The sequence below is a fragment of the Amycolatopsis cynarae genome (assembly GCF_026802195.1).
Lineage (GTDB): Bacteria > Actinomycetota > Actinomycetes > Mycobacteriales > Pseudonocardiaceae > Amycolatopsis_E > Amycolatopsis_E rhizosphaerae.
The window spans coordinates 2080556-2094733 of sequence record NZ_CP113836.1; the positions used below are offsets into that span (position 1 = coordinate 2080556).

The following is a 14178-nucleotide window of genomic DNA, read 5'->3' on the forward strand; positions in this document are numbered from 1 at the left end:
GGCTGGGGTGACCGCCCAGCCGGAGCCCGCCGCCGGCGAGGCTTCGCCGTCGAAGTTCAAGGTCCGGCTGGCCAATTTCGAGGGCCCCTTCGACCTGTTGCTGCAGCTGATCTCCCAGCACCAGCTCGACGTCACCGAGGTCGCGCTGCACCAGGTCACCGACGATTTCATCGCCTACACCCGAGCGCTGGGCCCGCAGTGGGACCTGGACGAGACCACCGAGTTCCTGGTGGTCGCGGCCACCCTGCTCGACCTCAAGGCGGCCCGGTTGCTGCCCGCCGCCGAGGTGGAGGACGAAGAGGATCTGGCGCTGCTGGAGGCCAGGGACCTGCTGTTCGCCCGTATCCTGCAGTACCGGGCGTACAAGCAGGTCGCGGAGCTGTTCGCGGAGCTGGAGGCCGGGGCGTTGCGCCGGTACCCGCGCTCGGTGGCGCTCGAAGAGCGGTACGTGGGCCTGCTGCCCGAGGTGATGCTCGGGGTCGACCCGGGGAAGTTCGCCGAGATCGCGCTCGCGGTGTTCCGGCCCAAGCCGCCGCCGACGGTGTCGCTGGACCACCTGCACATGGGGCGGGTGTCGGTGCGCGAGCACGCGGCGCTGCTGCGGGTGCGGCTGGCCGAGGCGGGCACCGCGACGTTCGGCGAACTGGTGGCGGACTGCGAGCACACGGTCGAGGTGGTGGCCCGGTTCCTGGCGCTGCTGGAGCTGTACCGCGAAGCGGCCGTGCAGTTCGACCAGGACGAGGCACTGGGCCCGCTCAGCGTGCGCTGGATCGGCGGTTCGCTCGAGCAGGCCACGGAAGCGGCGGAGCACGATCGTGCCCGCGTGGAGGAAGAGGAGTACGGGTGAGCCCCGAGGAGGAAGCGGCCCCGGCCGCGCGGGAGGCCGAGCCCGAAAGCATGGCGGCACCGGAGACCGAGACGGAACCGGAGAGGGAACCGGGGGCGGCAGGCGGCGAACCGGAGGCCGGGCCGGACCTGGTCGCCATGGACCGTGCGCTGCCCGACGTCGGTGACGACGCGACCCTCGAAGCGGCGCTGGAGGCGCTGCTGCTGGTGGTCGACTCGCCGGTGAACGAGGAAACGCTCGCCGCCACCCTCGGCCAGCCCGTGGCCAGGGTCACCCGGGCGCTGCGGGACATGGCGGCCCGGTTCACCGACCGCGGCAGCGGAATCGACCTGCGCCGCGCGGGCGAGGGCTGGCGGTTCTACACCCGTGACACCTACGCCCCGTTCGTGGAGAAACTCCTGCTCGACGGGCAGCGGTCCAAGCTGACCAGGGCGGCGCTGGAAACGCTGGCCGTGATCGCCTACCGCCAGCCGGTGACCCGTTCCCGGGTCGCGGCGGTGCGCGGCGTGAACGTGGACGGGGTGATCCGGACCCTGCTGGCCCGGGGCCTCATCGAGGAGGCGGGCACCGATCCGGAGACGGGTGGCACCCTGTACATGACGACCGAGTTGTTCCTGGAGCGGCTGGGGCTGTCGTCGCTGACCGACCTGCCCCCGATCGCCCCCCTGCTACCCGAAGTGGACGCCATCGATGACATCTGACCAAGCACCCGAGGGTGTCCGCCTGCAGAAGGTGCTGGCCAAGGCCGGTGTGGCCTCGCGCCGCGCCGCCGAGGAACTGATCGCCGGGGGCCGGGTGAGCGTGGACGGGCGGATCGTGCGCGAGCTGGGCCGCCGGGTCGATCCGGACACCGCGGTGATCCACGTCGACGGCAGCCGCGTCATCCTGCGCGAGGACCTGGTGTACCTGGCGATGAACAAGCCGCGCGGGGTGCACAGCACGATGACCGACGACCAGGGCCGCCCCTGCGTGGGCGACTACGTCCGCAACCGGGCGGAACGGCTGTTCCACGTCGGCAGGCTCGACGCCGAGACCGAGGGCCTGCTGCTGTTCACCAACGACGGAGACCTCGCGCACCGGCTGATGCACCCGTCGTACAACGTGCTCAAGACCTACCTGGCCGAGGTGGACGGCCTGGTGCCGCGCGGGCTGGGCAAGCAGCTGCGGGCCGGGGTCGAGCTGGAGGACGGCCCGGTCAAGGTCGACGCCTTCCGGGTCAAGGACATGCAGGCGGGCCGGTCCCTGGTCGAGGTGGTGCTGCACGAGGGCCGCAAGCACATCGTGCGGCGGCTGCTGGCCGAGGTGGGCTTTCCGGTGCGCAAGCTGGTGCGGACCTCGATCGCCGACGTCCAGCTCGGCGCGCAGAAGTCCGGCACGCTGCGCCGCCTGACGCGGCAGGAGGTCGCCGCGCTCTACCGGGCGGTCGACCTGTGAGCGCGGCCCTGTCGGTGACCGCCGATAGCATCGCCCGGTGATCGCGACCGAATCGGACACCACGACCCCGGCTCTCGACGTGCTGCGGCGCGTCTTCGGCTACGACTCGTTCCGCGGTGAGCAGGAAGCGATCATCGAGCACGTCGTCGCCGGGGGCGATGCGCTGGTGCTGATGCCCACCGGGGGCGGGAAGTCCCTGTGCTACCAGATCCCCGCCCTGGTGCGCGACGGCGTCGGAGTGGTCGTCTCGCCGCTCATCGCGCTGATGCAGGACCAGGTCGACGCGCTGCGCGCTCTGGGCGTGCGGGCCGGTTTCCTGAACTCCACCCAGGACTACCGGCAGCGCCGCGAGGTCGAGGAGGCCTTCCTCGCCGGTGAGCTCGACCTGCTCCACCTCGCGCCGGAACGGCTGCGGGTCGAGGCCACGGTGAACCTGCTCGAACGGGGCAGGATCTCGCTGTTCGCGATCGACGAGGCGCACTGCGTCTCCCAGTGGGGCCACGATTTCCGGCCCGACTACCTGGCCCTGTCCCAGCTGCACGAGCGATGGCCGCGAGTGCCGCGCATCGCGCTGACCGCCACCGCCACCCGGGCCACGCACGACGAGATCGCGACCCGGCTGAACCTGGGCGGGGCCAGCCACTTCGTGGCGAGCTTCGACCGGCCCAACATCCAGTACCGGATCGTGCCGAAGAACAGTCCGCAGAAGCAGCTGCTCGACCTGCTCCGCACCGAGCACGCCGGGGACACAGGCATCGTCTACTGCCTGTCCCGGGCTTCGGTGGAGAAGACGGCGGAGTTCCTGGTCGCCAACGGCATCGAGGCGCTGCCCTACCACGCCGGTCTCGACGCGGCCACGCGCGCCGCGAACCAGGCGCGGTTCCTGCGGGAGGACGGGCTGGTCGTGGTCGCCACGATCGCCTTCGGCATGGGGATCGACAAACCCGACGTGCGGTTCGTGGCGCACCTCGACCTGCCGAAGTCCGTCGAGGGCTACTACCAGGAGACCGGCCGGGCCGGGCGGGACGGGCTGCCCTCGACCGCGTGGCTGGCCTACGGTCTGGCCGACGTGGTGCAGCAGCGCAAGATGATCGACACCTCCGAGGGCGACGAGGCGCACCGGCGCCGCCTCTCCCGCCACCTGGACGCGATGCTCGCGCTGTGCGAGACGGTGGAATGCCGCCGCGTCCAGCTGCTCAACTACTTCGGCCAGTCCGGACAGCCGTGCGGCAACTGCGACACCTGCCTGTCCCCGCCCGAGTCGTGGGACGGCACCATCGCGGCGCAGAAACTGCTGTCCACCGTGTATCGGCTGCAGCACGAGCGGCGGCAGAAGTTCGGGGCCGGGCAGATCATCGACATCCTGCTCGGCAAGCAAAGCCCGAAGGTCGCCCAGTTCCGCCACGACGAGCTCACCGTGTTCGGCATCGGCAGCGAGCTGTCCGAGGGCGAGTGGCGGGGCGTGGTGCGCCAGCTGCTCGCGCAGGGGCTGCTGTCGGTCGAGGGGGACTACGGGACCCTGGTGCTGACCGAGGCCAGCGGCGAGGTGCTCGGCCGCCGTCGCGAGGTCCGGCTCCGGCGTGAACCGAAACGCGAACCCCGCGCGGCGAAACCCGCGAAGGCACGCCAGGCAGCGGTGGAGCTGCCCGAGGAGGCGGCCCCGCTGTTCGAACGCCTGCGGGCCTGGCGAGCCGCCACCGCGAAGGAGCTGGGCGTGCCCGCCTACGTCGTGTTCCACGACGCGACACTGCGCCAGATCGCCACGGAACGCCCGCAGACGGCGGCCGCGCTCGGCCGGGTGAGCGGAGTCGGCGAGAGCAAACTCGCCCGTTACGGCCAGCAGATCCTCGACACCCTCGCCGAGAACTGAACCCGCCGCCTGTCATCGCCCCCTGTGTCCCCCGCTCCGGCGGTTGTGTCCCATGCTGTGGCGCCTGAGTTCCACCTCCAGGCAGTGCCTGAGCGGGACCCAGCGTGCTGAGGGTGGGACTCACCCTGCTGAAGGTGGGACACAACGTGCTGGGGGTGGGACTCGCGGGGTCAGGTGCCGGGGCTGGCGGCCGCTTCGGCCGCCTGCCGCGGCTTGCGTTGCAGCGCGCGGGCCAGTGGCTCCACGATCCGGGCCGCGACCGGGCCCAGCACCGCCATGATCAGCACGTAGGCGGTGGCGAGTGCGGCCAGCTCGCCGTCGACGGCGCCCGCCGTGACGGCGAGCCCCGCGATGACGATCGAGAACTCGCCGCGGGCCACCAGTGCCGCGCCCGCACGGGCCCGGCCCAGCCTGCCCACCCCCTGCCTTCGCGCGGCCCACCAGCCGGTCGCCACCTTGGTCAGGGTGCTCACCACGGCCAGTGCGATCGCCCAGCCGAGCACGGGCGGGATCGAGGCGGGATCGGTGCGCAGCCCGAACACGACGAAGAACACCGCGGCGAACAGGTCGCGCAGCGGTTCGAGCAGGCGCGTGGCGTTTTCCGCGGTCGATCCGGAGACCGCGATGCCGAGCAGGAAGGCGCCGACCGCCGCCGACACCTGCATCGCCGAGGCGAGACCGGCCACCAGCAGGGCCGCACCGAGGACCTTGAGGAGGAACACCTCGCGGTCGGGCGAGTCGACCACGGCCGAGACGTACCGGCCGAACTTCAGCGCGACCAGCAGCACCACGGTGATCACCGCGAGCGAGACGCCCACCGCCTTCAACCCGCCGAGGAAGCTGACGCCGCCCAGCACGGCGGTGAGAATGGGCAGGTACAGCGCCATCGCCAGGTCCTCGAACACCAGGATCGACAGCACCACCGGGGTCTCCCGGTTGCCGAGCCGCCCCAGATCGCCCAGGACCTTGGCGATGATCCCGGACGAGGAGATGTAGGTCACCCCGGCCATCACCAGTGCGCCGAGCGGGCCCCACCCCAGGATCAGTGCCACCGCCGCGCCCGGGGCGGCGTTGAGCGCGATGTCGGCCAGCCCCGCCGGCCACGAGCGTTTCATCCCGGTGACCAGTTCGGCCGCCGTGTACTCGAGGCCGAGCAGCAACAGCAGCAGCACCACGCCGATCTCGCCCGCGAGGTGGGTGAAGCCGTCGATGTCGCGGAGGGGGAGGAAACCGCCTTCGCCGAAGGCCAGGCCGCCCAGCAGGTACAGCGGGATCGGGGACAGCCCGATCCTCGCGGCGAACCTGCCCAGTGTGCCCAGGCAGAAGAAGACCGCGCCGAGTTCGATCAAGGACAGTGCGGTGTGGTCCACGCGTTACCCGTTCTGCAGGATTCTCAGTGCGTTGTCGAGGCCTTCGGCGGTGCCGACCGCCACCAGGAGGTCCCCCGCGGTGAACGTGAAGTCCGGGGTGGGGGAGGGGTGGACCTGGCCTGCCCGCATCACCGCCACCACGGACACCCCGGTGCGGGTGCGCAGCGCGGTGTCGGCGAGGGTGCGCCCGTCGAACGGGGCGTGCGCCCTGATCGGCAGCTGCCGGGTGTGGATGCCCGGCAGGTCGCGGTGTTCCTCGGTGAGCTGTGCGACGAGCTGGGGCGCGCCCAGCAGGTTCGCCAGCGTGCCCGCCTCGTCCGCGGTCAGCGGCAGGGAGGCCAGACAGGCGTCGGGGTCGTCGGATTTGGACACGATCAGCTCGATCCGCCCGTCACGGGTGGTCACCACGCCGACGCGGCGGCCGGTGCGGAGGACGAAATCCTTGCGTACGCCGATCCCGGGCAGGGGGGTCACTTCTACGTTCACGATCACCACGCTACCGGTTTGCCCGGTTTGGGCCGGTGCCTTCGCCTCGCCGCCTGCCAGGCAGAATGGAACCCCGGTAAGCCGGTTGGCGGACGGTTCGCAGGCAAGGAGAGCATCGGTGACGGGAGCCCTACGAGGTGTGGTGGCGCTGGACGGCCCGTCGGGCACCGGGAAGACCACGGTGGCGCGCAGGCTGGCCGAACGGCTCGGCGCGGGGTACCTGGACACCGGCGCGATGTACCGCGTGATCACGCTGGCCGTGCTGCGCGCGGGGGTGGACCTCGCCGATCCGGAGGCCGTGGCGGCCAGCGCGCTGGACACCGTGTTCACCATCGGCACCAGCCCCCAGCGCCCGGAGATCGAGCTGGCCGGGGAGGACGTGGCGCTGGAGATCCGCGGCCCCGAGGTCAACTTCGCGGTGTCGCCGGTGTCGGCCGTGCCCGCGGTGCGCGAGCTGCTGGTGACGCGCCAGCGCGCGCTGATCGAGGAGGTGCTCACCGCGGTCGGCGGGATCGTCGTCGAGGGGCGGGACATCGGCACCGTGGTCGCGCCCGACGCGCCGCTCAAGGTCTACCTGACCGCCTCGGCCGAGGTCCGTGCCGCGCGCCGCAGCGCGCAGGACAACGCCGCCGGGCGTGACACCAGCCACGCCGACGCGCTGGCCTCGGTCGGCCGGCGCGACCGGCTGGACTCCAGCCGGGCCACCTCGCCGCTGCGCCCCGCCGAGGACGCGGTGCACGTCGACACCTCCGAACTGACCATCGACGAGGTCATCACGGCACTGGGCGAACTCGCCGGACGGCGGGGCCTGCTCACCGGTCGCACCGCCGGTGCCGCCGAGGCCGCGCGGTGACCGCGGAGGGCCTGCCGGAAGGGGCCGTCGGCTGGCTGCACGACTTCGGCAGGTTCATCGGCCGCGTGGGCTTCCGGCCCGCCTACCGGATCCGGGTCGTGGGGCTGGAGCGCGTGCCGCGCACCGGCCCGGTGCTGCTGATCGCCAACCACAGCTCGCTGGTGGAACCGCAACTGCTGTTCGGAATGTTGCCGCGGCGTTCGGTGTTCCTCGTCAAGGAGGAGATGTTCAGCGGGCCGGTGGGCTGGTTTCTCCGGCGCATCGGGCAGGTCCCGGTGCGCCGTGGCGTCCCCGACCGGTCCCCGCTGACCACCACCGCCCGGTTGCTGAGGGAGGGCGGCCTGGTGGGGGTGTTCCCCGAGGGCACCCGCGGTGAGGGGGACGTGGCCAGCGCCGAGCAGGGCGCGGCCTGGCTGGTGCGGGCGACCGGTGCGGTCGTGCTGCCGGTGGCGGTCCGGGGCACCCGGCGGCCCGCCGGGAGCGGACGGCGCTTCCGGCCCCGGGTGGACGTACTGATCGGGACGCCGTTCGAGCTGGCGGTAGGCAAGGGCAGGGCGGGCCTGGCCGAGGCCACCGAGCGGCTGCGGACGGAACTTGCGGCACTGGTGCGCACGCTGGACGAGCTGCGTGCGGTGCCGGAACAGGAAAAGAAAGCGAAGACATGACTGAAGTAGACGGCACCTGGGCCGACGAAGCGGAGTTCGCCGCGCTCGACGCCGCCGTGGACGAGGCCGCCGAGCGGGAAGACGCCCAGCTCAGCCAGCCGGTGCTGGCCGTGGTGGGCCGCCCCAACGTGGGCAAGTCCACCCTGGTCAACCGGATCCTGGGACGGCGGGAAGCCGTCGTGCAGGACGTGCCGGGCGTGACCAGGGACCGGGTCGCCTACGACGCGGTGTGGAACGGCCGCCGGTTCACCCTGGTCGACACCGGCGGCTGGGAGCCGGGCGCGAGCGGGCTGGCCGGTGCCGTCGCCGCGCAGGCCGAGCTCGCGATGTCCACTTCGGACGCCGTGCTGCTCGTGGTGGACGCCTCGGTGGGGGCGACCGCCACCGACGAGGCGGTCGCGCGCGTGCTGCGGCGGTCGAAGCGGCCGGTGCTGCTGGCCGCGAACAAGGTCGACGACGACCGGCTCATGGGCGACGTGGCGTCGCTGTGGTCGCTGGGGCTGGGCGAGCCGCTCGCGGTGAGCGCCCTGCACGGCCGCAGTTCCGGTGACCTGCTCGACGCGATCGTCTCGGCGCTGCCCGAGGCTCCCCGCGATGGGGAGCGTGGCACCGGGCCGCGGCGGGTCGCACTGGTCGGCAAGCCGAACGTCGGCAAGTCCAGCCTGCTCAACAAGCTCAGCGGCGAGCAGCGCGCGGTGGTGGACTCGGTCGCGGGCACCACGGTGGACCCGGTGGACTCGCTGGTCGAGCTGGACGGCCAGACCTGGCGGTTCGTGGACACCGCCGGGCTGCGCAAGCGGGTCAACACCTCCACCGGCACCGAGTACTACGCCTCGCTGCGCACGAAGTCCGCGATCGACGCCTCCGAGGTGGCGATCGTGCTGCTGGACGCCAGCGAGCCACTGTCCGAACAGGACCTCCGCGTGCTCACCATGGTGGTGGAGGCGGGCCGGGCCTGCGTGCTCGCGTTCAACAAGTGGGACCTGGTCGACGAGGACCGCCGCCACCAGCTGGAGAAGGAGCTGGACCGCGGCCTGGTGCGGGTGCCGTGGGCGGAGCGGGTGAACATCTCCGCGCTCACCGGCCGTTCGGTGCGCAAGCTCGCGCCGGCGCTGCGCACCGCGCTCGCCTCGTGGGACCAGCGCGTGCCCACCGGGCAGCTCAACGGCTGGCTCTCGGAACTCGTCGCGGCCACCCCGCCGCCGGTGCGCGGCGGCAAGCAGCCCAAGGTGCTCTTCGCGACGCAGGCCGCGATCCGGCCGCCGACGCTGGTGCTGTTCACCACCGGGTTCCTGGAGGCGGGCTACCGCCGGTTCATCGAGCGCAAGTTCCGGGAGCGGTTCGGCTTCGCCGGCACCCCGGTCCGCATCAACGTGCGCGTGCGGGAGAAGAAACCCAAGGGCGGCAAGAAGGGCAAGTAGCCCCCTAGGGCCTGATCCTCGCGCACCCTCCTCCTCGTGGGGGCGCCCAGTTCCGACGTGGAGAGAAGGTGTGACGGGTTGACCGTGCCCGCCGAGACGACAACCGAAAGATCAGAAAGCGCCTTCTCGGCGGGGAAGGCGGTGTTCTCCGGCGGCCCGGCGGCCGCGGAGCGGACCCTGCTCGACATCCTCGCCGAGACCGTCGCCGCGCAGCCCGGTGCGGCCGCGATCGACGACGGGACCGGGGTGCTCACCTACCGCAGGCTCGCCGAGGAGGCGGAGGCCGTGCGGCGGCGGCTGGGCGCGGCCGGGATCGGCGTGGGCGACCGGGTGGGCGTGCGGATCTCGTCCGGTACGGCCGCGCTGTACGTGGCGATCCTCGGGGTGCTCGCCGCCGGTGCGGCCTACGTGCCGGTCGATGCCGACGATCCCGAGGAACGGGCGGAGCTGGTGTTCGGCGAGGCGGGCGTGTGCGCCGTGCTCGGCGACGGGGGCGCGCTCACGCTCCGGGGCGAGCCGGGCAACGCGCCCGGCAGGCCCGGTCCGGGCGACGACGCGTGGATCATCTTCACCTCCGGTTCCACGGGGAAGCCGAAGGGCGTGGCGGTCACCCATGCCGCGGCCGCCGCCTTCGTCGACGCCGAGGCCGGGCTTTTCCTCACCGACGAACCGCTCGGGCCCGGCGACCGGGTGCTGGCCGGGTTGTCGGTCGCCTTCGACGCCTCGTGCGAGGAGATGTGGCTGGCCTGGCGGCACGGCGCCTGCCTGGTGCCCGCCCCGCGGTCCCTGGTGCGCACCGGCGTGGATCTCGGGCCGTGGCTGGTCGCCCAGCGCATCACGGTGGTCTCCACCGTGCCCACCCTGGCCGCGCTCTGGCCAGCCGAGGCGCTGGAAGAGGTGCGGCTGCTGGTGTTCGGCGGGGAGGCGTGCCCGCCGGAACTCGCCGAGCGGGTCGCTGTCGAGGGCTGCGAGGTGTGGAACACCTACGGCCCCACCGAGGCGACCGTCGTGTCGTGCGCGGCGCCGCTCACCGGTGAGGGCCCGGTCCGGATCGGCCTGCCGCTGGCGGGCTGGGAGCTGGCCGTGGTGGACGAGCGGGACGAACCGGTGGCGATGGGCGAGCCGGGGCAGCTCGTGATCGGCGGTGCGGGCCTGGCCCGCTACCTGGACCCGGACAAGGACGCGGAGAAGTTCGCACCGCTGCCGTCGCTGGGCTGGCGGCGGGCCTACCGCAGCGGTGACCTGGTGCGGGCCGAGCCGGAGGGGCTGCTGTTCCTCGGCCGGGCCGACGAGCAGGTCAAGCTCGGCGGGCGCCGCATCGAACTGGGCGAGGTCGACGCCGCGCTGCAAGCGCTTCCCGGTATCGCCGGGGCGGCTTCGGCGGTGCGCACCACGAAGGCGGGCAATCAGATCCTGGTCGGTTACGTCGTGCCCGGCGAGCCCGGCTTCGACACCGACGCCGCCTCGGTGCTCCTGCGGGACCGCCTGCCCGCCGCGCTGGTGCCGCTGCTCGCCGTGGTCGGCGATCTGCCGACCCGTACCTCCGGCAAGGTGGACCGCGCCGCGCTGCCCTGGCCGTTGCCCACCCTGTCCGATCCGGACGACGCGGGCCCGGGGAAGCTGACCGCGACCGAGGCGTGGCTCGCGGAGATGTGGGCCGAGATCCTCGGCGTGGCCGTGGCGTCCCCGGACGCCGACTTCTTCAGCCACGGGGGCGGCAGCCTCACGGCCGCCCAGCTCGTCGCCCGCATCCGCACCCGGCACCCCCAGGTCTCGGTCGGCGACATCTACCAGCGGCCGGCGCTGGGGGCGCTCGCCGCGCTGCTCGACGGGCTGAAGAGCGGCGAGACGGCCTACCGCGAAGTGGCGCCGGTCCCGGGCCGCACCGGTCTCCTGCAGGCGCTGCTCCTGCTGCCGCTGATGACACTGACCGGGTTGCGCTGGACCACCGTGCTGGCCGCCCTCTCCACCGCGCTCGGCCTGGCCGGGGTGGCCTGGGCGCCCTCGGTCCCGTGGTGGGCGCTGGCGGTGGCCTGGCTGGTGCTGTTCAGTCCGGCGGGCCGCATCGCGGTGGCCGCGGGCGGAGCGCGCCTGCTGCTGCGGGGCGTCCGGCCCGGCAGCTACCCACGCGGCGGAAGTGTCCACTTGCGACTGTGGACGGCGGAGAAGCTCGCCGAATTCAGCGGTGCCGCCGAGATTTCGGGCGCGTCGTGGATGACGCAGTACGCCAGGGCGCTGGGCGCCAAGGTCGCCAAGGGGGTGGACCTGCATTCGCCACCCCCGGTCACCGGCCTGCTCAAGCTCGGCCGGGGCGCGGCGATCGAGCCCGAGGTGGACCTGTCCGGCCACTGGGTGGACGGGGATCTGGTGCACATCGGCAAGATCCGGGTCGGCGCCGGCGCCAGGGTGGGGGCACGCAGCACCCTGTTCCCGGGCGCGCGCGTCGGCAAGGGAGCCGAGATCGCGGCCGGTTCGACCGTGGTGGGCGCGGTGCCCGCCGGGCAGCGCTGGGCCGGGTCTCCGGCCGCCCGCGACGGCCGGGGCGCGCTGCGGTGGCCGTCCAGCCGCCCGCCGCGCTCCCGCCGCTGGGCCTGGATCTACGCGGTGAGTTCGCTGCTGCTGGGACTGTTGCCCGCGGTGGCGGCCCTGCCCGGGATCGCGGTGCTGGCGTTCGCGCTGTCCGGCGGCCCGTCGCTCGGGCGCGCGCTGGCCGCGGTGCCCGCCGCCACGGTTGCCTACCTCGTGTCCTACGCACTGCTGGTGCTCGTCGGAGTGCGCGCCCTCGGCGTGGGCATGACCGGGGGATACCACCCGGTGCACAGCCGGGCCGCCTGGCAGGTGTGGGCCACCGAGCGGCTCATGGACATGGCCAGGACCGCGCTGTTCCCGCTCTACGCCAGCCTGTTCACTCCCGTGTGGCTGCGCCTGCTGGGCGCGAAGGTGGGCCGGGACGCCGAGGTGTCCACCGTCCTCGCCGTGCCACGGATGACCCAGGTGGACGACGGCGCGTTCCTCGCCGACGACACCATGGTGGCCGCCTACGAGCTCGGGAACGGCTGGCTGCACGTGGCCCCCGCCCGCATCGGAAAGCAGGCCTTCCTCGGCAACTCGGGGATGACCGCGCCGGGCCGCGCGGTGCCCAAACGCGGGCTGGTCGGGGTGCTCTCGTCCACCCCGCCGAAGGCGAAGAAGGGTTCCTCCTACCTGGGCATGCCTCCGATGCCGCTGCGGCGGGCCGTGGAGGCCGGGGACGCGACCCGGACCTACCGGCCGCCGAGGCGGCTCAAGGTGGCGCGTGCCGCCGTCGAGCTGTGCCGCGTCGTGCCGGTGATGTGCGGGACCGCGCTGGCCGTGCTGGTGCTCGCCGCCCTCCTGTCGCTGTGGACGACGGTGGGTCTGTGGGCGGCCGCACTGGCGTCGGGCGCGGTGCTGCTGGCCGCCGGTGTCGTCGCCGCCGCGCTCGCCACCGGGGCGAAATGGCTGCTGGTGGGCCGGTTCCGGGAGATCGACCATCCACTGTGGAGTTCCTTCGTGTGGCGGGACGAACTGGCGGACACCTTCGTCGAGGCACTCGCGGTGCCCTGGCTGATCGGCTCGCTCGGCGGGACGCCGCTGCTGGCGGCCTGGCTGCGCACGATGGGGGCCCGGATCGGCCGCGGCGTCTGGCTGGAGACCTACTGGCTCCCGGAGGCGGATCTGGTGCGCCTCGGCGACGGCGCCACCGTCAACCGCGGCTGCGTGGTGCAGACCCACCTGTTCCACGACCGGATCATGAGCATGAGCGAGGTCGCACTGGACGAGGGGGCCACGCTGGGCCCGCACGGCATCGTCCTGCCGGGCGCGACCCTCGGCGCGCGCACCACCGTCGGTCCCGGCTCACTGGTGACCCGCGGCGACACGGTCCCCGCCGATTCGCGCTGGCTCGGCAACCCGATCTCGGCCTGGGGGCGCTGAGGTGCGGGACAGCCTGGCCGCCCACGGGGACGACGGCTACCACGTCGGGCACTACGACCTGGAGCTGGACTACAAGGTCGGCCCCAACCGGCTGGCCGCGCGCGCGAAGATCAGCGCGATCGCCACGCGCCCGCTGACGGAGATCCGTCTCGACTTCGCCGGCTTCAAGGTCGGCGGCCTGACGGTGGACGGGCATCGCGCCCGGTTCGCCCGCCGGGGGACCAAACTGGTGGTGATCCCGCCGCGGCCCCTCGGTGCGGGGGCCCAGTTCACCGTCGAAGTGCGCTACACCGGCAACCCGCGGCCGATCAGCGGCCACTGGGGCGACATCGGGTGGGACGAGCTCACCGACGGCGCGCTGGTGGCGAGCCAGCCGATCGGCGCGCCCTCGTGGTTCCCGTGCAACGACCGGCCCGCCGACAAGGCCTCGTACCGCGTCACGGTGACCACCTCCTCGGCGTACACCGTGCTGGTGACCGGTGAGGAGGTTTCGCGGCGTTCGCGCGCCAGCACGACCACCTGGGTCTTCGAGCGGCGGGAGCCGACCGCCACCTATCTGATGAGTGTCCAGATCGGACGGTACGTCGAACTGGACCTGCCGTCTCCGGTACGGCAGCGCCTCGCCGTCCCGGCGCGGCTGGCGGCCGCGGCCGGGCACGACTTCGGCCGCCAGCCGGAGATGATGGCGCTGTTCGAGCGCCGGTTCGGGCCCTACCCGTTCGGCGAGTACGTCGCCGTGGTGACCGGGGACGAGCTGGACGACCCCATCGAGGCGCAGGGGATGGCGATCTTCGGCGCCAACCACGTCGACGGGCGGCGCGGGGCGGAACGCCTGCTCGCGCACGAGCTGGCACACCAGTGGTTCGGCAACAGCCTCACCGTCGCCGACTGGCGGCACATCTGGCTCAACGAAGGGTTCGCCACCTACGCCGAATGGCTGTGGTCCGAGGAATCCGGCGGTCCGGCGGCGGCCGAGCTCGCCGTGGAGGCGGCCCGGCGGATCGACGGCCTGCCCGGTGAGGTGCGCATCGGCGACCCGGGGGCGGCGCACCTGTTCGACGTGCGGGTCTACCAGCGGGGCGCGCTGACCCTGCAGGCGCTCCGTGAGCGTGTCGGCGACGAGACGTTCTTCGCGCTGCTGCGGTCGTGGGCGCACGAGCACCGGCACAGCGGCGTCACCACCCTTGAGTTCGTCGCGCACGCCGAACGGTACGCCGGGGCCGCCCTCGGCGGCTTCTTCGCGCACTGGCTGGAAAACCGCGCGTGATCCACCCGGGC

General features: G+C 73.0%; 11 protein-coding genes. 9 read left to right on the top strand and 2 right to left on the bottom strand.

Going from position 1 to position 14178, the window contains the following annotated elements; translation table 11 throughout:
• The first annotated feature begins 7 nt into the window (after positions 1-7).
• Genes ORV05_RS09860 through recQ form a run of 4 tightly spaced genes read left to right on the top strand, consistent with a single transcriptional unit; the run spans position 8 to position 4151 of the window.
• Positions 8-847, top strand: a complete 840-nt coding sequence (locus ORV05_RS09860; RefSeq protein ID WP_268758141.1) for a segregation and condensation protein A — start codon at positions 8-10, stop codon at positions 845-847.
• Positions 848-897: 50 nt separating this feature from the next.
• Positions 898-1548 (top strand): SMC-Scp complex subunit ScpB, encoded by a 651-nt coding sequence (scpB, locus tag ORV05_RS09865; protein WP_407652780.1) that lies wholly within the window; start codon positions 898-900, stop codon positions 1546-1548.
• A complete protein-coding gene (locus ORV05_RS09870; RefSeq protein ID WP_268758143.1) occupies positions 1538-2281 on the top strand; it encodes a pseudouridine synthase in 744 nt (247 codons plus the stop codon). Before scpB ends, ORV05_RS09870 begins: the two co-directional genes overlap by 11 nt.
• A 37-nt stretch (positions 2282-2318) precedes the next feature.
• Positions 2319-4151, top strand: coding sequence for a DNA helicase RecQ (gene recQ / locus ORV05_RS09875; protein ID WP_268758144.1), 1833 nt, complete (start codon positions 2319-2321; stop codon positions 4149-4151).
• 170 nt (positions 4152-4321) lie between these two features.
• Here the strand turns inward: recQ and ORV05_RS09880 are convergent, their stop codons facing one another.
• Together ORV05_RS09880 and ORV05_RS09885 are read right to left on the bottom strand one after the other, a co-directional pair.
• Positions 4322-5521, bottom strand: coding sequence for a cation:proton antiporter (locus ORV05_RS09880; protein WP_268758145.1), 1200 nt, complete (start codon positions 5519-5521; stop codon positions 4322-4324).
• A 3-nt stretch (positions 5522-5524) separates the two neighbouring features.
• Positions 5525-6007, bottom strand: a complete 483-nt coding sequence (locus tag ORV05_RS09885; protein ID WP_268758146.1) for a cation:proton antiporter regulatory subunit — start codon at positions 6005-6007, stop codon at positions 5525-5527.
• Positions 6008-6146: 139 nt separating this feature from the next.
• Between ORV05_RS09885 and cmk the strand changes: the two genes are divergently transcribed.
• The 5 genes from cmk to ORV05_RS09910 all read left to right on the top strand — a co-directional run bounded on the left by cmk (position 6147) and on the right by ORV05_RS09910 (position 14167).
• On the top strand, positions 6147-6860 hold the full coding sequence (cmk, locus tag ORV05_RS09890) for a (d)CMP kinase (protein WP_268759749.1): 714 nt from the start codon (positions 6147-6149) through the stop codon (positions 6858-6860).
• Entirely contained in the window at positions 6857-7525 is a 669-nt protein-coding gene (locus ORV05_RS09895) for a lysophospholipid acyltransferase family protein (RefSeq protein WP_268758147.1), read from the top strand. Before cmk ends, ORV05_RS09895 begins: the two co-directional genes overlap by 4 nt.
• Positions 7522-8946: a ribosome biogenesis GTPase Der gene (gene der, locus ORV05_RS09900; RefSeq protein ID WP_268758148.1), complete on the top strand. Its 1425-nt coding sequence runs from the start codon at positions 7522-7524 to the stop codon at positions 8944-8946. The genes ORV05_RS09895 and der overlap by 4 nt, the downstream gene beginning before the upstream one ends.
• 78 nt (positions 8947-9024) lie before the next feature.
• Entirely contained in the window at positions 9025-12900 is a 3876-nt protein-coding gene (locus tag ORV05_RS09905) for a Pls/PosA family non-ribosomal peptide synthetase (RefSeq protein WP_407652737.1), read from the top strand.
• A complete protein-coding gene (locus ORV05_RS09910; protein WP_407652781.1) occupies positions 12857-14167 on the top strand; it encodes a M1 family metallopeptidase in 1311 nt (436 codons plus the stop codon). Before ORV05_RS09905 ends, ORV05_RS09910 begins: the two co-directional genes overlap by 44 nt.
• Positions 14168-14178: the final 11 nt, after the last annotated feature.

Excerpts from the sequence above, each read along its gene's own strand:
- der (WP_268758148.1), top strand. The coding sequence starts at position 7,522 with ATGACTGAAGTAGACGGCACCTGGGCCGACGAAGCGGAGTTCGCCGCG.
- scpB (WP_407652780.1), top strand. The coding sequence starts at position 898 with ATGGCGGCACCGGAGACCGAGACGGAACCGGAGAGGGAACCGGGGGCG.
- ORV05_RS09870 (WP_268758143.1), top strand. The coding sequence starts at position 1,538 with ATGACATCTGACCAAGCACCCGAGGGTGTCCGCCTGCAGAAGGTGCTG.